Here is a 17,366-nt window from a genome sequence, read left to right as displayed (position 1 = left end):
CATGAGCAGCACCTCCACCCTGTCGGTTCGTGTGGCGCACAAAACGCCGGTGGCCACCGACATCTGCACTCTGGAACTGGTAGCCACACAAGACGGCACGGCGCTGCCAGGCTTCTCGGCGGGTTCACATGTGGACGTGCACCTGCCCGGTGGCCTGACCCGCCAATATTCGCTGTGCAACGACCCGAAGGAAACCCACCGTTACCTGATTGGTGTGCTGCGCGACCCGGCCTCACGCGGCGGTTCACAAGCGGTGCACGACCTGGTGCAAGAGGGACAGGTGTTGCAGATCAGCACGCCCAAGAACCACTTCCCGTTGGCACACGATGCCAAACGCAGTTTGCTGCTGGGAGGGGGCATTGGCATCACGCCTATCTTGTGTATGGCCGAGCGTCTGGCCGTGATGGGCGCAGATTTTGAGCTGCATTACTGCACCCGCTCCCCTGAGCGCACGGCGTTTCGGGAGCGTATTGCAGCATCCGGCTTTGCCGACCAGGTGCGGTTCCATTTTGACGACGGTGCACCCGAGCAAAAACTCAACCTGGCCACACTGCTGAGTACGCCACAGGACGGCTGCCACCTCTATGTCTGTGGCCCCAAAGGCTTCATGGATGCGGTGCTGAAAACAGCACGCGACCAAGGCTGGCCCGAGAGCCAACTGCACTACGAATTCTTCGCCGCCGAGGTCACAAAGTCCGAGGCCGATGCCGCTTTTGAGATCAAACTGGCCAGCTCCGGGCGCATCATCCCCGTGGCCAAAGACCAGACCGTGACCAAAGCGCTGTCAGCCGCCGGGGTGGAGATTCAAACCGCCTGTGAGCAAGGCGTGTGCGGCACCTGTCTGACCCGCGTGCTCGAAGGTGTGCCGGACCACAAAGACCAGTACCTGACCCCCGAAGAGCAGGCGAGCAACGACCAATTTTTGCCCTGCTGCTCACGGGCCAAGACTGCACGACTGGTACTGGATCTTTAAGCAGAGAATCCCGCCTGCGCCTGAAGCACACCACGCCACAGGCACAGGAAAGGGGACATCAGCGTGCTCCACGCTTCATGCTGGTGCACACCGCACCAGAAAAGGCAGGGGTTTCCATGGGCGTATGACAGAATTCCGAATCACCATATTCAGTAGAAAAACCCCATGGCTTCATCTTTTGATCGATTACGTTGGCTTGAGGCCCTGTCACCAGGCAATTTTGCATTGGTGATGGCAACCGGCATCATCTCCTACGCCTTCGATAAAACAGGCTCTCCTGCGCTTGCCCAATTTTTGTTTGGTGTGGCGGCCTGTGCCTGGGTAATTTTGGTCATTCTCAGTTGCTGGCGGGTGATCAGGTTTCCGAATGCTGTTCGCGTTGACCTGTTGAATATCCGCCGGGTATTCGCCTTTTTTACCTTGGTAGCGGCAACCGATGTGCTTGGACTTTTGCTGAACCGTTATGGGCAAACTTATTGGGCCATTGCCTGCTGGGTGCTGGCCTTCGTGGCCTGGTCCCTGTTGCTTTACCTCAGTTTCAGCGTACTGACCTTTCTGACCCATGAGCACAGCGTTAATGTCGTGCATGGCGACTGGTTGACCTCAATTGTCGGAACACAGTCGCTGGTTTTATTAGGTGCCACCATTGCGCCCCAGCTTGGTCAGTATGGCGGCTACATGATGATTGAAATTCACATGCTTTGGGGCCTGGGGCTGATTTTTTATGGAATATTTATCACCCTGTTTTGTTACCGAATTTTCTTTCTCACCTTCAAACCGGAGGACACTTCTCCGCTGCTGTGGGTCATCATGGGTGCCGCTGCCGTGAGTGCCAATGCAGGTACAAGCCTGATTGTTTCCGATATACAAATGCCCTTTCTGACGGCCTTGCGCCCATTTATTGATGGCGTCACACTTCTGCTTTGGGCATGGGCTACTTGGTGGATTCCGATGCTGATCATTTTCGGTGTATGGAAACACCTTGTTCGCCGTCGTCCCGTTCAGTATGAAGCAACTCTTTGGAGTATGGTGTTCCCGCTTGGCATGTATGCGGTGACCAGTTTCCGCTTTGGCTTGGCCGCAGACTTTTTCCCGCTTGAATGGATTTCACGCGTCATGGTCTGGGTGGCTTTTGGTACCTGGTGCCTGGTGATGACGGGAATGTTGCACCGGACGATGGGTGCCTTAAGACACCCAACTTGAACCGTGGGTGTGTACATGGGTTGTCTATTCAGCCGGGGAAAGTACAAACCGCTTCCCCGGCTGAACAAGTAGCTCAGTGCGCCACGTGCCCGAAGCTGAACTGCCCCGGTGCGCGAATCGGATCCACATCCACCGCAATATTGTCCTTGGGTGCAAACTTGCCTTCCAGCAACAGCTTGGAGAGCGGATTCTCAATGCGTTGCTGAATCGCACGTTTCAACGGCCGGGCACCAAACACCGGGTCAAAGCCCACCTTGGCCAGCTCGGCTACAGCGTGCTCACTGACCTCCAGCCCCATGTCCATATGCGCCAGACGCGCTTTAAGCACCGCCAACTGAATCTTGGCAATGTCGGCAATATGGCTGGCATCCAGTGAATGGAACACCACAGTTTCGTCAATCCGGTTCAAAAATTCGGGCCGGAAGTGGTTTTTCAGTTCGTCCGTCACCGCATCTTTCACATCCTCATAGGGCTGCCCCACCATGTTCTGGATCATTTGGGAGCCAATGTTGCTGGTCATCACAATCACCGTGTTTTTGAAGTCCACGGTGCGGCCTTGGCCGTCGGTCAGCCGGCCATCGTCCAGCACTTGCAGCAACACGTTGAAGACATCCGGGTGAGCTTTTTCCACCTCGTCGAGCAACAACACGCTGTAGGGTTTACGCCGCACGGCTTCGGTCAAATAGCCCCCTTCTTCATAACCAACATAACCGGGAGGCGCACCAATCAAGCGTGCAACGCTATGCTTTTCCATGAATTCACTCATGTCGATACGCACCAGATGATCTTCGGAATCAAACATGAACCCGGCCAGCGCCTTGCACAATTCGGTCTTGCCGACCCCCGTTGGGCCAAGGAACAGAAAGCTGCCGGTGGGCCGATCCGGGTCACTCAAACCGGAGCGGGAGCGGCGGATGGCATTGGCCACGGCACTAATGGCTTCGTCCTGCCCGACCACGCGGTCATGCAACTTGGTCTCCATTTGCAGCAGCTTGTCGCGCTCACCCTGCATCATTTTGCTGACCGGGATGCCGGTGGCACGGCTGACCACTTCGGCAATTTCTTCCGCGCCCACTTGGGTACGCAGCAAGCGTGGTGCAGCGCCTTCAGCCCGGTTGGCCTCCTTGTCTTGTGCTTCTTTCAGGCTTTTTTCCAGCACAGGCAACTTGCCGTATTGCAACTCGGCAACCTTGTTGAAATCGCCCTTGCGGGTGAACTCTTCGATCTGGAACTTGAGCTTGTCGATCTGTTCACGCAAGTCACCACTGCCCTGGGCACTGGCTTTCTCGGCTTTCCAGATTTCGTCCAGGTTGGCAATTTCCTTTTGCAGACTGGTGATTTCCTCGTTGATGAGTTCCAAACGCTTGAGGGAGGCCTCGTCTTTTTCTTTTTTGACCGCTTCGCGCTCAATCTGCAACTGGATCAGGCGGCGATCCAGCTTGTCCATCACTTCAGGCTTGGAATCCATCTCGATCTTGACCTTGCTGGCGGCCTCGTCGATCAGGTCGATGGCTTTGTCGGGCAAAAAGCGGTCAGTGATGTAGCGGTGGCTCAGCTCGGCGGCGGCCACGATGGCCGGGTCAGTGATGTCAACATTGTGGTGTTTTTCGTAGCGCTCTTTCAGGCCACGCAAGATGGCAATGGTGGCCTCGACCGAAGGCTCACCCACCAGGATCTTCTGGAAACGGCGCTCCAGCGCAGCATCTTTTTCAATGTATTTGCGGTACTCGTCCAGCGTGGTGGCACCCACACAATGCAACTCGCCCCGCGCCAGGGCGGGTTTGAGCATGTTGCCGGCATCCATCGCGCCTTCAGCCTTGCCGGCGCCGACCATGGTGTGGAGTTCGTCAATGAAGACGATGGTCTGGCCTTCGTCCTTGGCCAGGTCTTTCAGCACGTTTTTCAGGCGCTCTTCAAACTCGCCGCGGAACTTGGCACCAGCCAGGAGTGAGGCCATGTCCAGGCTCAGCACCCGTTTGCCTTTGAGGGACTCAGGCACTTCACCGGCCACAATACGCTGCGCCAAGCCTTCCACAATGGCGGTTTTGCCGACACCGGGTTCGCCAATCAAGACCGGGTTGTTTTTGGTGCGGCGTTGCAGCACCTGGATGGCACGGCGGATTTCATCGTCGCGGCCAATCACCGGGTCAAGCTTGCCCATGCGGGCACGCTCGGTCAGGTCAATGCAGTATTTTTTCAGGGATTCGCGCTGATCTTCGGCATCGGCACTGTCCACATTCTGGCCACCACGCACGGCATTGATCGCGGCATCCAGGCTCTTGCGGGTCAGGCCGTTGGCACGGGCGATGTTGGCAATGTCCATCTTGGCATCGGACAAGGCCAGCAAAAACAGCTCGGCGGCCACAAACTTGTCGCCACGTTTGATGGCTTCTTTCTCAGCGGCTTGCAGCAGCGTGACCATGTCGCGCCCGACCTGCACCTGCTCCTGCCCGGTGACCTGGGGCAGTTTTTTGACGGCGGCTTCGGCAGCTGCCAGCAACCCGGTCACATTGACCCCGGCGCGTTGCAGCAAGGATTTGGAGCCGTCTTCTTGTTTGAGCATCGCCACCAGCATGTGGGCGGGCTCGATGTAGGCGTGGTCATTACCCAGCGCCAGAGACTGGGCATCGCCCAGGGCTTCCTGAAATTTGGTGGTGAATTTGTCGGCACGCATGGAAAACTCCAAAAGATTTTTGAACTGTTGGTTACATGGGGTGCGTGGGGAGGCTTTCAAGCGGCTGCGCGGGATGGCGCTCAAATTTGCACCGGGGAAATCTGGCCCCATCGGCATCAGGTCTGTCCACGCCCTGTGGACCCCGTGAACAGCGGCCGACTGATGTCCTGTTTCTGACGGAGATCATTTACATTTCAAACCATGCGCACTTTACCCCGCCCCGACACGCTGGAATCCATGTCTCAACGTTATGGCAGTCGCTACAAGTGGCTGGTTCTGCTGGTCGTCGGTATGGGTATGGTTGCGGGGGTGCTGTCCACCTCCAGCTTCAACGTAGCCGTACCAGCGCTGACCCGGTATTTTGGCCTGGGCCAGGACCAGGTGCAGTGGTCGGTGACCGGCTTCATGGCGGCCATGACGGTGGCCATGTTGCCCACTCCCTGGCTGCTGGAACGTTTTGGCTTCCGTCGGGTTTTTCTGCTGTCCCTGGTGATTCTGACCGCCGCCAGCGTGGCCGGTTTTCTGGCACCCACCTTCCCTCTGGTGGTTGCTGCGCGCATTTTGCAAGGTTTGGCCGCCGGTGTACTGCAGCCCATGGGCCCGCTGGCCTTGATGCGGTTGTTCCCACCGGCGAGCCAAGGCCGGGCGATGGGGGTGATGAGCTTCAGCATTGCCTTCACACCCGCCATTGCACCCGCATTGGCGGGCTTCTTGCTGGATCGGTTTGGCTGGTCGTCCATTTTTTTGCTCAATCTGCCGTTTTGCGCCGTGGCCATCGTGACCGCCTTTTACCTGCTGCCCCTTCCTAGCAGCCGCGCGTCCAAGCCATTCGATTGGTTCGGTCTGGGTTTGCTCAGCCTGGCCACCATGGCGCTGGTTGAAGCGGTCACAAGCCTGCAGCATCGTGGCTTGCTCGCCCCCTGGACTCTGTGCCAGTTCAGTGTGGCCATCGCGGCCATGCTGCTCTACATCCGGCATGCCAAACACAAGCCTGCGCCCATCATCGGCTTGGGCCTGCTGCGCCAGCGCACCTTTGCCATGGGCAGCATCGTGGCGTTTGTCTATGGTTTTGGCGTGTACGCATCGGTTTACCTGATCCCGGTGTTTTTACAAAATGCGCTGGCCTATTCCGCAAGTTCGGCCGGCATGGCTTTGCTGCCCTCAGGCATTGCGCTGGTCGTCACCCTGCTGGTGGCGGGTCGTCTGGCAGACCATTTCCCGCCTAAATGGTTGACGGCGGTGGGTTTGGCGGCATTCGGGCTGTCGTTTCTGTTGTTTGCCTGGTGGGGTGGCCACATCAGTTACGCAGAACTGATCGGGGCGACAATCTTTGGCCGGATTGGCCTGGGGCTGGTGATGCCAGCGCTGAGCCTGGCCACCATGCAACACCTGCAGCCGCATGAGCTGAGCCAGTCCTCGGTCATCAGCAGTTATGCACGCCAGCTTGGCGGTGTGATGGGGGTGGCCATCGTCGCCGTGTTCCTTGAATGGCGGGAGTCGGTCTATGGCCGGATGGCACCAGGCATCTACACCGCCTATGTGCAGGGCTTTCTGCTGCTCAGCGCGGTCTTTCTGGTGGCTTTCCTGGCGGCCTACCGGATGGAGACACCTGCTCGACCGGGTGAACCGCAGAAACCGGTCACCCACTGAACCCCGATCAACTCAACAGTGCGCCGATGTCATCAGGCATTGCTGGCCGTGATGCCCCACTTGGCCAGCGCGGCATCGTCGCTCACCCGCGCATCCACCCAGTGTGCACCCTCGCGGGTTTGCTCTTTTTTCCAGAACGGGGCCTGGGTTTTGAGGTAATCCATCAAAAACTCGCACGCTTGAAAACTCTCACCCCGGTGGGCTGAAGTGACCGCCACCATGACAATCTGGTCCAGCGGCTGCAACAGGCCCACACGGTGGATCACGCGTGCACCAAAAATGTCAAAGCGCTTCATCGCTTCATCGATCATGGCCTCGATCGACTTTTCGGTCATGCCGGGGTAGTGCTCCAGCTCCATACGCTGGACCTCGCCGGTAGGGCCTGAATTGCGATCTCGCACGGTGCCGATGAAGCTGCAGACCGCACCGACACGGCCGTCTTGCGCACGCAAGGTGGCAATTTCGGCGTTCAGGTCAAAGTCTTGGGTCTGGATGGAAACGCGGGGAAGTGGTGTGGGGCTCATGCCTGAATTGTGGCACTGCTGCGCATGGGTTGCCCAGCAGGCTGCTAGACTCAGGTCATGCTGGTCACCCTACTCCACTCCCGCACCATGGTCTTGAGCCATGGCGGATGTGGCATTGTGCTGGCATCCAAATCCAAAAAACCCAAGCTCATCTGACCGGAGCTGTGGTTCCGTCCTCAGATGAGCGGCGGAACTACCAAAACACCCTTTTCCCTTTTTTGGTTTTCGTGCGTATCTGATGGCGGTTTTTCCATCGGTCTTTTTTTTCAAAAAAGGAATGACACATGCCAAACTCCCCCGACTTCACGGGCCTCTGGATTCCCCTGATTACCCCGTTTCACCACGGTGCCGTCGATCACCCGGCCTTGACCCGCCTGGTCAACCACCTCGTCGCTGAGGGTGTCACCGGCTTTGTCGCCTGTGGTTCCACCGGCGAAGCTGCGGCGCTGGACAAAACCGAGCAACTGGCCGTGCTGGACACCGTGCTGCAAGCCAGCGCCGGGCTACCGGTGGTGATGGGCCTGTCGGGCTACCACATGGAGCAGACGCTGAGCTGGGTGAAAGAACTGAGCCAATACCCGGTGGTGGGTCTGCTGGTGCCTGCACCACACTACATCCGCCCCTCACAAACCGGGTTGCAACACTGGTTCAGTACGCTGGCAGATGCCGCCGCCCAGCCGCTGATCATCTACGACATTCCCTACCGCACCGGCTCCCAGTTGACGCTGGAAACCCTGCTGGCGCTGGCAGCACACCCAAACATCCGGGCCATCAAAGACTGTGGTGGGGATGCCCACAAAACCCAGGCGCTGATCAACGATGGCCGCCTGCAGGTGCTGGCCGGTGAAGACGCACAGATACTGACCACGCTGACCATGGGTGGTGTGGGGGCGATTGCCGCCAGCGCCCATCTGCGGACTGCGCAGTTTGTGCAGCTGCTGGATTGTGTGCGTCATGGTGAAAATACCCAGGCACAACAGCTTTGGGAGCCGCTGTCCACCCTGGTGCAAGCCGTGTTTGCCGAGCCGAACCCGGCGCTGATCAAGGCCGCGCTGGCGCATCAGGGGCTGATGCACAACACGCTGCGTTTGCCCATGATGCCTGCCAGCGCAGCGGGTGAAGAAGACCTGTTCGTCCTGCTGAACGAAGCCTAGCCACCAGTCACGGGTGGAAAGAAAGCCACCTCGGAGCCATCGCTCAGGGCCACCGATTCGTCAACCATGACCTGGTTGAGGGCCAGGCGCACAGCTTTGCCACGCGCCAGGCTCTCGGCATGTACGCCACCCAGGGCAATCAGCTCGTCACGCAAGGCGGCAAGTGTTGATGCTGCGGTTTCATGCACCTCTTGCGCGACACCAATGGCCTCGCGGATGCCTGCAAAATACTTCACTGTGACGTTCATGCCAGCAACTCCGAAAACGGGATAAAACGCACCACATCACCGGGGACGATGGTTTGCCCAGGCGGGTTGTCCACCAGGCCATCCCCCCACACCACCGAGGTCAACACACCTGCACTTTGGTTGGGAAACAGCTCCAGGCCATCATTGACATGATGTCTGGCACGCAAAAATTCACGACGTTTATCACCTCTAGGCCAGGTAAAGTTTGCGCAAGCAGCTATTGATTGGGGAGCAACTTCGGTCACACCTTGTAACTTGAGCAAAAAGGGCCGCACCAGCATCAGGAAGGTCACAAAGCTGGATACCGGGTTGCCTGGCAAGCCCATAAAGTGCGCACCGGCCCCAGATGACTCCGCAGAATCCCCCCCCTGCCCGACCCAGCCATAAGCAAACGGCTTACCCGGTTTGATGGCAATTTGCCACAAGTCCAGATGCCCCAGGCTTTGCACCGCGGGTTTGATGTGGTCTTCTTCCCCTACCGAAACACCGCCGCTGGTCAAAATCAGATCATGGTTTACCGCCGCGCTGCGCAGGGCTTCCACAGTGGCCGCACGCTGATCGGGCACGATGCCCAGGTCACTCACCTCGCAGCCCAGACGGATCAGCAAGGCTTTCAAAAAGAAACGGTTGGAGTTGTAAATGGCCCCCGGCGGCATGTCTTGCGGAGCCACCGTGCCGGGCATCACCAGTTCATCACCCGTCGAAAACAAAGCCACTTTGGGGCGACGCACAACCGGCAGCAGGTTCATGCCAATACTGGCTGCCAGGCCAAGCGATGCGGGCGTAAGGCGCTCTCCTTTTGAGAGTACCACAGCACCGCGTGTGACATCTTCACCGGCCCGGCGAATCCATTGGCCGGGCTGGGGGGTGGCCTGAATAAGCACCGCACCATCCGCTTGCACCACGCAGTCTTCCTGCATCACCACCGCATCCGCACCTGCCGGAATGGGGGCACCGGTAAAGATACGCGCCACCGTCATGGGGGCCAAGGCCGCACCCGAGCTGCCTGCCGCAATACGTTGTGACACTGGCAAGGCTGCTTGAGTGCCTGTCAAATCAGCGCAGCGCACGGCATAACCGTCCATCGAGCTGTTGTCCTGCGGGGGAACATGCAGGCTTGAGACCACGTCTTGCGCCAGTACCCGGCCATCGGCTTCAAACGTGCTCACTGGCTCCATACCACCCAGCGTTTGCGCAAATCCCAGCAGCTGAGCCAGCGCATCGTCGAGTGACTTCATGGGTTTGGGAACTTGGCGCGGAGTGTTCATACGTAATTCTCGCAACGGTAGTCAAAACGCTCCCCTTGAGCCAGCAGCCAGTCGGCCACCGCCACGGGGTCATTCAAGTCCAGCACGGGCAAACCCGTGGCTTCAGGCAATTGGTCAGGCGAGTCGGTGGCCACGGCAATGATGAAATCGTCATCCGCGTAACGTGCAGGTTTTCCTGACTCGGCACGCCAGACTTCAATTTTTTGCAGGTCGGAGTCTTTGAAGCCTTCTACCAGTACCCAGTCCACGCCTTCATACAGCTCAGCCAGCAAATGGTGCACGCTGGGACGATGAGGTACCTCAAACTCACGCATCAGTGCCAAGCGTGTATTGGAGGCCACAATCACCTCAAAAGCACCCGCTTCACGGTGACGGTAGGTGTCTTTACCCTCGTGGTCAATGTCAAAACGGTGGTGCGCATGTTTGACCACGGAAACACGCAAACCCTTGCATTTGAGTGCCGGGATCAACTTCTCGACCAGCGTGGTCTTACCCGAGCCGGAAAACCCGGCGAATCCAACCACTTTCATTGTCTACTCTCTTTTTAATAGCTTTTTACGCTTATTTAACAAGCGCTAGAGGCCAATTTCATTCACAATTTTCGGCAATAAAGGTCTTGATGGCACGGGCATCCGCTGCCATGCTGATGACACGCTTGGGCAAGGCTTCAATGCCGATAAATTTGGCCGGTCGGTCTGGCTCACGTCCGGTGGCTTCGACGATGGTGGCAGCAAATTTGATCGGCAGCGCGGTTTCCAGCACGATCATCGGTACCCCCGCTTGCAGGTGCTCACGCGCCACTTTCACACCATCAGCGGTGTGGGTGTCGATCATCATGCCATGGCTCTCCCAGGTGTCCTTGATGGTGGCCAGACGGTCGGCATGGGTGCTCTTTCCGCTCACAAAACCGTAGCGGCTGGCGGCCTGGCTGAAGGCCGGATGAGCCTCCAAATCAAAGAAACCCACGCGGCTCAAGGCATCACCAAACAAGGCTTTGGTACGGACTCCGTCGCGCCCCAGCAGATCAAACACAAAGCGCTCGAAGTTGCTGGCCTTGGAGATGTCCATCGACGGGCTGGAAGTTTCATGGGTGTCGGCGCTACCGCGCACGCGGTAGACACCAGTTTTGAAAAATTCGTCCAGCACGTCGTTTTCATTGGTGGCCACCACCAGGCGGGCCACCGGCAAGCCCATCATGCGCGCCACATGGCCGGCGCAGATGTTGCCAAAGTTGCCGCTGGGCACGGTGAAGCTGACCTTCTCGGCATTGGTTTCGGTGGCCTGAAAGTAACCGGCAAAGTAGTACACCACCTGGGCCAGCAAGCGGGCCCAGTTGATGGAGTTGACGGTGCCAATTTTGTACTTCCGCTTGAAGTCCAGGTCGTTGCTGACGGCTTTGACCATGTCCTGGCAGTCGTCAAACACGCCGTCCACGGCAATGTTGAAGATGTTGTCGTCCATCAGGCTGAACATTTGTGCCTGCTGGAACGGGCTCATGCGGCCAGCCGGGCTGGTCATGAAGACACGCACACCCTTCTTGCCGCGCATGGCGTATTCGGCGGCGCTACCGGTGTCGCCGCTGGTGGCCCCGAGGATGTTGAGCTGCTCGCCGCGGCGGGCCAGCTCATACTCAAACAGGTTGCCCAGCAGCTGCATGGCCATGTCTTTGAAAGCCAGCGTCGGGCCGTTGGACAGGGCTTCGAGCCAGATGTTGTTTTCAAGATGGCGCAGCGGCACGATCTCACCGGTGCCAAACACCTCGGCGGTGTAGGTTTTGGCGCACAGGGCTTTGAGATCAGTCGCGGGAATGTCGTCGATGTAGAGCGACAGAATTTCAAACGCCAGCTCGGCATAACCCTGTTTGTGGTAAATCTCACGCCAGCGGGCAAGCGTTGCATCATTAACCTGCGGGTAATGATCCGGCAGGTACAGGCCACCATCGGGGGCCAGGCCTTCGAGCAGGATGTCGCAAAAGTGTTTGGGGCTTTGGTCGCCGCGGGTGGAGATGTAGTTCATATCAAGCCAGTTCTTCCTTGCGGATACGGGTGATGGGCTCCAACACGCTGGGCAGGGCCTGCATCTGGGAGATGGCGGCGTTCATCTTGGCCTCCATGCAGTCATGGGTCAGGATGATGACATCGGTTTGCGGCACGCCGGAGTTGCCAGCAACTTCATCAGCTTCGCGCTGCAGTACCGCATCAATGCTGATACCGGCTTCTGCCAGGATACCGGTGACTTTGGCCAGCACGCCGGTTTCATCAGCCACGCGCAAGCGCAGGTAATAGCTTGTAACGACCTCACTCATCGGCAACACGGCCAGATCACTCATGGCATTGGGCTGGAAGGCCAGGTGTGGCACGCGGTGCAAGGGGTCAGCCGACTCCAGGCGGGTGATGTCGACCAGGTCAGCAATCACCGCACTGGCGGTCGGCTCGGAGCCTGCGCCCTTGCCGTAATACAAGGTGGTACCAACAGCATCACCCTGCACCACCACGGCGTTCATGGCGCCTTCGACATTGGCGATCAGGCGCTTGGCCGGAACCAGGCAGGGGTGCACGCGCAGTTCAATACCATCCTGCGTGCCTTTGGCCACATCACCTGCACGACGTTTGGTAATACCCAAAAGCTTGATCCTGTAGCCCAGTTGCTCGGCGTATTTGATGTCGGCGGCACCCAGCTTGGTGATACCTTCCACATAAGCCTTGTCAAACTGCACTGGTACGCCAAACGCAATCGCACTCATCAGCGTGGCTTTGTGGGCAGCATCCACACCTTCGATGTCAAAAGTCGGGTCGGCCTCGGCATAACCCAGGCGTTGCGCTTCTTTGAGCACCACACCAAAGTCCAGGCCCTTGTCGCGCATCTCGCTCAGGATGAAGTTGGTGGTGCCGTTGATGATGCCGGCAATCCACTGGATGCGGTTGGCGGTCAGGCCTTCGCGCAGCGCCTTGATGATCGGGATGCCACCGGCCACGGCGGCTTCAAACGCCACCATCACGCCTTTGGCTGAGGCGGCGGCAAAAATCTCGGTGCCATGCACGGCGAGCAAGGCTTTGTTGGCGGTCACCACGTGTTTGCCTGCGGCAATCGCCTCCAGCACCAGCGCTTTGGCAATGCCGTAGCCGCCAATGAGTTCGATGACGATGTCAATGTCGGGGTTGGCAATCACTGCACGGGCATCGCTGACCACGGTCACGTCGGGGCCAACCAGTTCCTGGGCGCGCGCCACGTTCAGGTCAGCCACCATGGTGATTTCGATGCCACGGCCCGCGCGGCGCTTGATCTCTTCCTGGTTGCGCTTGAGCACATTGAACGTGCCAGAGCCCACCACACCGATGCCCAACAGACCAACTTGAATAGGTTTCATAAAGATATACAGATAAATATGCCTCTAGTGCTTGTCAATCAAGCGCTGATAGCTATTGAAAAAAGAGTAACTCAAGTGCTGTGCCGTTTGCGATAGTTTTCCAGAAACTTGGCCACACGGCCAATGGCTTCACGCAAGTCGTCTTCATGCGGCAAAAACACAATGCGGAAATGATCCGGTGCTGGCCAGTTGAATCCGGTACCCTGTACCAGCATAACCTTGGTTTCCTGCAACAGTTCCAAAAAGAATTGCTGATCATCTTCTATCGGGTACATGGCCGGGTCCAACCGGGGGAACATGTACAAGGCGGCCGTTGGTTTGACACAACTCACGCCAGGAATGGCGGTGATCAGCTCATAAGCCAAGTCGCGCTGGCGACGCAAACGACCACCTTCACAAACCAGATCATTGATGCTTTGGTAACCCCCCAGCGCAGTCTGGATCGCCCATTGACCTGGAACGTTGGAACACAGCCGCATGTTGGAGAGCATGTTCAAACCCTCGATGTAATCCTTGGCCGGTTTTTTATCCCCTGACACAATCATCCAGCCAGCCCTGTAACCACACGAGCGGTAACTTTTTGACAACGAGTTAAAAGTGAGCGTCAAAACGTCGTCACTCAAACTGCCCATAGCCGTGTGCTTGATGCCGTCATACAACACCTTGTCATACACCTCGTCGGCAAAAATCACCAAGCCATGTTCACGTGCAATCTGCACCAGGGCTTTGAGCAAGTCATCAGAATACATCGCCCCAGTGGGGTTGTTGGGGTTGATCACCACCAGGCCTTTGGTACGAGGCGTGATTTTGCTGCGCAGATCGTCTAAATCCGGCATCCAACCATTGGATTCATCGCACAAATAGTGCACCGGCGTGCCCCCCGACAAGCTGGCCGCCGCCGTCCACAGCGGATAGTCAGGTGATGGCAGCAAAATCTCGTCACCATCGTCGAGCAAGGCGTTGGTGGCCATGACGATCAACTCGCTGGCCCCGTTGCCCAAGTAAATATCATCCAGAGTGACACCCCTGATGCCCTGCTTCTGGGTTTCATGCATCACCGCTTTGCGGGCCGCAAAAATGCCTTTGCTGTCCGAGTAACCGGCCGAATTGGGCAGGTTGCGGATCATGTCTTGCTGGATTTCTTCAGGAGAGTCAAAACCAAACACCGCCAGGTTGCCAATGTTGAGTTTGATGATTTTGTGCCCTTCTTCCTCCATCTGGCGCGCCGCATCCATGATCGGACCACGGATGTCATAACAGACGTTGGCCAGTTTGGCTGATTTGCGTATGGTTTTCAAAGTCCCTCCGGGCATGGCTGCTGAGTAGCGAAACCTATAATTTGAACACAAGTTTTGCCCAACCCAGCAGATCGCTACGCCACCTCATTTTTAAGCCTCCAGGGGCATTCACCCATGAAATTTCACCCCGACACCATCTCTGTTCAATCAATCCGGTCTTACGGGCCAGGCTGGGTTCAGGTGGGTGACGACCGGCTGATTCACAGTGTGGTGATCTCCTCCAGTGGTGCACGCTTTGATTGGAACTGCACACGTTTTGAAGACCTGAGCTGCGCACATTTTGAGCAACTGGCCGAGCTAAAGACCGAACTGGTTATTTTTGGCAGCGGACTGAAGCTGCGCTTTCCATCACCCAAGCTGACGCGCGCCCTGATCGATCAACAAATTGGCCTGGAAACCATGGATACCCAAGCAGCTTGCCGCACTTATAACGTGCTGGCCGGTGAAGGTCGGCAAGTCGCGGTGGCATTACTGATGGAAGTCTGAACCGCATGGAGAATGAGTGCGCCAGATATGACCCGCTGATGCGCCTGCCAATGGACCTATTGACCTGACAAAACAGGGTAAAATACGATACTTACGGTCGAGGGCGCACACGCGCTTCAAGAGGATAGTGTCCACGACTTGAGTGAACGACGCATCCTGTCACACTAGATTGAAGAAACATGGCGATTGTTGTCAATAAACCCATCCCAGAATTTGAATCCAATGCCACAGGGGGTATTCGGGTCACCAACACCTCTCACATGGGACAAGTCATCATTCTGTATTTTTACCCCAAAGACAACACCCCCGGTTGTACCACTGAAGCCATGCAGTTTCGTGATAAATACAAGGATTTTGTCAAAGCAGGAGCCACTGTGTTTGGCGTGTCACGCGACAACATGAAATCCCACGATGAATTCAAAGCCAAGCTTGAGTTGCCCTTTGAGTTGATCGCCGACACTGAAGAAAAAATGTGTCACATGTTTGGCGTGGTCAAAAACAAGATCATGTACGGCAAAAAAGTTAAAGGCATCGAGCGCAGCACCTTCCTGATTGGCGCAGACGGCACGCTGAAAGAAGAATGGCGCGGTCTTAAAGTTCCCGGCCATGTCGAAGAAGTTCTACAAGCTGTCAAGGCACTGAAAAAAACACCCGCACTGGCTTGATGTGGTGTCAACTTCGTTGATGCACTTTGGTCAACAAAAACCTTTAACCGCGCTGTCATAAAGGCTCATGCATAATCAATTGCATGTTGAAGATTTGCCGCATCCGTAGAGACAAAGCCGCCTTGGTGACATGGCGGCTTTGTCGTTTGAACCCCACCCCTTTCAAGCTCTGAGAGCAACACATGCCTTTGCCAACCGCTCCAAACAAACGTGCCGCCCTGCTGTCCTTGCAGGAATTTGATGTACCCGCAGCACGCTCAAAAACAACGACCAAAGCAACTCGTGAAGATGCAAGCACGGCAGAGGTGGTGCCTCAGGTTGAAATGACTTCAAAACCAGCATCTGTCGTCACCAGAACCCCTGCCAGCAAAACAAAACCAGAATCGGCAAAGAGCACCAAGCGCACATCATCTTCAACACCAGCTGCATCAGCTAAAGTTTCCAATCAAAGGGCGACAGGTCCAACAAAACTTTTTGTGCTTGATACCAATGTGCTGCTGCACGACCCCAGTTGCTTGTTCAGGTTTGAAGAACACGATGTATTTCTGCCAATGATCGTGCTAGAAGAATTGGATGCCCATAAAAAAGGCATGACTGAGGTGGCTCGCAATGGGCGTCAAACCAGTCGCACACTGGATGCGCTGGCGGGGCATCTGGGAGGTGACATCACCCAAGGTTTACTTTTGAACACCACTGGCCATATTGAAGCGGGTGGCAAGCTCTTCTTTCAAACACAACTGCTCAATTACACCCTGCCCAGCAGCCTGCCTCAGGGCAAAGCCGACAATCAAATCCTGGGCGTGGTTGAGGCCTTGAAACAGCAACACGACCCGCGTGAAGTGGTTTTGGTTTCCAAAGACATCAACATGCGCGTCAAAGCACGGGCGTTGGGTCTTAGTTCTGAAGACTATCAAAATGACAAAACTCTGGAAGACGGCGACCTGCTGTATTCCGGCGCTCTCGCTCTGCCCGTAGATTTTTGGGGTACTCACGGAAAATCAGTCGAAAGCTGGCAGCAAGGAGCACAAACGTTTTACCGCGTCAGTGGCCCAGTGGTTCCTCAATTGATCATTAATCAATTTGTCTATTTTGAGGCACCAGGTGAACCCAGCTTGTATGCCAAAGTGATTGAGATTCGTGGCAAAACTGCGGTTTTCAAGACGTTGCGTGACTTTACACATTTGAAAAATTCGGTGTGGGGAATCACTACTCGCAATCGTGAACAAAACTTTGCCATGAACCTGTTGATGGATCCTGAGGTTGACTTTGTCACTCTGACCGGCACAGCAGGAACAGGCAAAACCCTGATGGCACTGGCATCAGGCTTGACACAGGTACTGGATGAACGACGTTATACAGAGATCATCGTGACACGCGCCACGGTTAGCGTCGGTGAGGACATCGGTTTTTTACCAGGAACTGAAGAAGAAAAAATGGGACCCTGGATGGGTGCTTTGGACGACAACCTGGAGGTTCTGGGTAAAACTGACACCTCTGCAGGCGAATGGGGCCGTGCTGCCACCAATGAATTGATCCGCAGCCGCATCAAAATCAAAAGCATGAACTTCATGCGTGGCCGCACTTTCCTGAATAAGTACGTGATCATTGATGAAGCGCAAAACCTGACTCCGAAACAGATGAAAACTCTGATCACCCGTGCAGGCCCCGGCACCAAAATCATTTGCATGGGAAACATTGCTCAAATTGATACACCCTATCTGACCGAAGGCTCTTCTGGCTTAACTTATGCTGTGGATAAATTCAAGGGCTGGCAACACAGTGGGCATATCACGCTTGCACGTGGTGAACGCTCACGTTTAGCTGATTTTGCGAGTGAAATCCTATAACTTATCCCA

15 protein-coding genes are annotated in these 17,366 nt (G+C 56.4%); 7 read left to right on the top strand and 8 right to left on the bottom strand.

Going from position 1 to position 17,366, the window contains the following annotated elements; translation table 11 throughout:
- Position 1 precedes the first annotated feature (1 nt).
- Both LDN84_RS10870 and LDN84_RS10865 read left to right on the top strand, forming a co-directional pair.
- Positions 2 to 973, top strand: coding sequence for a PDR/VanB family oxidoreductase (locus tag LDN84_RS10870; RefSeq protein ID WP_223912410.1), 972 nt, complete (start codon positions 2 to 4; stop codon positions 971 to 973).
- A gap of 165 nt (positions 974 to 1,138) precedes the next feature.
- On the top strand, positions 1,139 to 2,176 hold the full coding sequence (locus LDN84_RS10865; protein WP_223912408.1) for a tellurite resistance/C4-dicarboxylate transporter family protein: 1,038 nt from the start codon (positions 1,139 to 1,141) through the stop codon (positions 2,174 to 2,176).
- Positions 2,177 to 2,249: 73 nt separating this feature from the next.
- Here LDN84_RS10865 and clpB read toward each other — a convergent pair whose 3' ends face one another.
- Positions 2,250 to 4,850: an ATP-dependent chaperone ClpB gene (clpB, locus tag LDN84_RS10860; protein WP_223912404.1), complete on the bottom strand. Its 2,601-nt coding sequence runs from the start codon at positions 4,848 to 4,850 to the stop codon at positions 2,250 to 2,252.
- Positions 4,851 to 5,051: 201 nt separating this feature from the next.
- Here clpB and LDN84_RS10855 point away from each other — a divergent pair, with 201 nt between their 5' ends.
- Positions 5,052 to 6,500 (top strand): DHA2 family efflux MFS transporter permease subunit, encoded by a 1,449-nt coding sequence (locus tag LDN84_RS10855; protein WP_223912401.1) that lies wholly within the window; start codon positions 5,052 to 5,054, stop codon positions 6,498 to 6,500.
- Between the two features lie 32 nt (positions 6,501 to 6,532).
- On the opposite strand, the gene LDN84_RS10850 is transcribed toward LDN84_RS10855, so the two are convergent.
- Positions 6,533 to 7,024 carry a molybdenum cofactor biosynthesis protein MoaE gene (locus LDN84_RS10850; protein WP_223912398.1) on the bottom strand — a complete coding sequence of 164 codons (492 nt, stop codon included), beginning with the start codon at positions 7,022 to 7,024 and terminating at the stop codon, positions 6,533 to 6,535.
- A gap of 284 nt (positions 7,025 to 7,308) precedes the next feature.
- Here LDN84_RS10850 and dapA point away from each other — a divergent pair, with 284 nt between their 5' ends.
- A complete protein-coding gene (gene dapA, locus LDN84_RS10845) occupies positions 7,309 to 8,178 on the top strand; it encodes a 4-hydroxy-tetrahydrodipicolinate synthase (protein ID WP_223912395.1) in 870 nt (289 codons plus the stop codon).
- Here dapA and LDN84_RS10840 read toward each other — a convergent pair.
- From LDN84_RS10840 to LDN84_RS10815, 6 genes are all read right to left on the bottom strand, one after another.
- Positions 8,175 to 8,426 (bottom strand): MoaD/ThiS family protein, encoded by a 252-nt coding sequence (locus LDN84_RS10840; protein ID WP_223912392.1) that lies wholly within the window; start codon positions 8,424 to 8,426, stop codon positions 8,175 to 8,177. The two genes, dapA and LDN84_RS10840, sit on opposite strands and share 4 nt — an antisense overlap.
- The gene (locus LDN84_RS10835; RefSeq protein WP_223912389.1) at positions 8,423 to 9,694 is read right to left on the bottom strand and encodes a molybdopterin molybdotransferase MoeA; all 1,272 of its coding nucleotides are present in this window, start codon (positions 9,692 to 9,694) and stop codon (positions 8,423 to 8,425) included. Before LDN84_RS10835 ends, LDN84_RS10840 begins: the two co-directional genes overlap by 4 nt.
- Positions 9,691 to 10,224, bottom strand: coding sequence for a molybdopterin-guanine dinucleotide biosynthesis protein B (gene mobB / locus LDN84_RS10830; protein ID WP_223912386.1), 534 nt, complete (start codon positions 10,222 to 10,224; stop codon positions 9,691 to 9,693). Before mobB ends, LDN84_RS10835 begins: the two co-directional genes overlap by 4 nt.
- A 58-nt stretch (positions 10,225 to 10,282) precedes the next feature.
- The gene (gene thrC, locus LDN84_RS10825) at positions 10,283 to 11,710 is read right to left on the bottom strand and encodes a threonine synthase (protein ID WP_223912383.1); all 1,428 of its coding nucleotides are present in this window, start codon (positions 11,708 to 11,710) and stop codon (positions 10,283 to 10,285) included.
- A 1-nt stretch (position 11,711) separates the two neighbouring features.
- The gene (locus LDN84_RS10820) at positions 11,712 to 13,061 is read right to left on the bottom strand and encodes a homoserine dehydrogenase (protein WP_223912381.1); all 1,350 of its coding nucleotides are present in this window, start codon (positions 13,059 to 13,061) and stop codon (positions 11,712 to 11,714) included.
- Positions 13,062 to 13,132: 71 nt separating this feature from the next.
- Positions 13,133 to 14,359, bottom strand: a complete 1,227-nt coding sequence (locus tag LDN84_RS10815) for a pyridoxal phosphate-dependent aminotransferase (RefSeq protein ID WP_223912378.1) — start codon at positions 14,357 to 14,359, stop codon at positions 13,133 to 13,135.
- Between the two features lie 114 nt (positions 14,360 to 14,473).
- Between LDN84_RS10815 and LDN84_RS10810 the strand changes: the two genes are divergently transcribed.
- From LDN84_RS10810 to LDN84_RS10800, 3 genes are all read left to right on the top strand, one after another.
- On the top strand, positions 14,474 to 14,845 hold the full coding sequence (locus tag LDN84_RS10810) for an Mth938-like domain-containing protein (protein WP_223912376.1): 372 nt from the start codon (positions 14,474 to 14,476) through the stop codon (positions 14,843 to 14,845).
- 179 nt (positions 14,846 to 15,024) lie between these two features.
- On the top strand, positions 15,025 to 15,510 hold the full coding sequence (locus LDN84_RS10805) for a peroxiredoxin (RefSeq protein WP_223912374.1): 486 nt from the start codon (positions 15,025 to 15,027) through the stop codon (positions 15,508 to 15,510).
- Between the two features lie 182 nt (positions 15,511 to 15,692).
- Positions 15,693 to 17,357 carry a PhoH family protein gene (locus LDN84_RS10800; RefSeq protein ID WP_435405936.1) on the top strand — a complete coding sequence of 555 codons (1,665 nt, stop codon included), beginning with the start codon at positions 15,693 to 15,695 and terminating at the stop codon, positions 17,355 to 17,357.
- Positions 17,358 to 17,366: the final 9 nt, after the last annotated feature.

It is taken from the genome of Rhodoferax lithotrophicus (assembly GCF_019973615.1).
Classification (GTDB): Bacteria; Pseudomonadota; Gammaproteobacteria; order Burkholderiales; family Burkholderiaceae_C; genus Rhodoferax; species Rhodoferax lithotrophicus.
The sequence above is the reverse complement of the archived record's forward strand: the minus strand, read 5'-3'. Positions and strand labels throughout refer to the sequence as shown.

Excerpts from the sequence above, each read along its gene's own strand:
- LDN84_RS10870 (WP_223912410.1), top strand. The coding sequence starts at position 2 with ATGAGCAGCACCTCCACCCTGTCGGTTCGTGTGGCGCACAAAACGCCG.
- LDN84_RS10865 (WP_223912408.1), top strand. The coding sequence starts at position 1,139 with ATGGCTTCATCTTTTGATCGATTACGTTGGCTTGAGGCCCTGTCACCA.
- clpB (WP_223912404.1), bottom strand. The coding sequence starts at position 4,850 with ATGCGTGCCGACAAATTCACCACCAAATTTCAGGAAGCCCTGGGCGAT.
- LDN84_RS10855 (WP_223912401.1), top strand. The coding sequence starts at position 5,052 with ATGCGCACTTTACCCCGCCCCGACACGCTGGAATCCATGTCTCAACGT.
- LDN84_RS10850 (WP_223912398.1), bottom strand. The coding sequence starts at position 7,024 with ATGAGCCCCACACCACTTCCCCGCGTTTCCATCCAGACCCAAGACTTT.
- dapA (WP_223912395.1), top strand. The coding sequence starts at position 7,309 with ATGCCAAACTCCCCCGACTTCACGGGCCTCTGGATTCCCCTGATTACC.
- LDN84_RS10840 (WP_223912392.1), bottom strand. The coding sequence starts at position 8,426 with ATGAACGTCACAGTGAAGTATTTTGCAGGCATCCGCGAGGCCATTGGT.
- LDN84_RS10835 (WP_223912389.1), bottom strand. The coding sequence starts at position 9,694 with ATGAACACTCCGCGCCAAGTTCCCAAACCCATGAAGTCACTCGACGAT.
- mobB (WP_223912386.1), bottom strand. The coding sequence starts at position 10,224 with ATGAAAGTGGTTGGATTCGCCGGGTTTTCCGGCTCGGGTAAGACCACG.
- thrC (WP_223912383.1), bottom strand. The coding sequence starts at position 11,710 with ATGAACTACATCTCCACCCGCGGCGACCAAAGCCCCAAACACTTTTGC.
- LDN84_RS10820 (WP_223912381.1), bottom strand. The coding sequence starts at position 13,061 with ATGAAACCTATTCAAGTTGGTCTGTTGGGCATCGGTGTGGTGGGCTCT.
- LDN84_RS10810 (WP_223912376.1), top strand. The coding sequence starts at position 14,474 with ATGAAATTTCACCCCGACACCATCTCTGTTCAATCAATCCGGTCTTAC.
- LDN84_RS10805 (WP_223912374.1), top strand. The coding sequence starts at position 15,025 with ATGGCGATTGTTGTCAATAAACCCATCCCAGAATTTGAATCCAATGCC.
- LDN84_RS10800 (WP_435405936.1), top strand. The coding sequence starts at position 15,693 with ATGCCTTTGCCAACCGCTCCAAACAAACGTGCCGCCCTGCTGTCCTTG.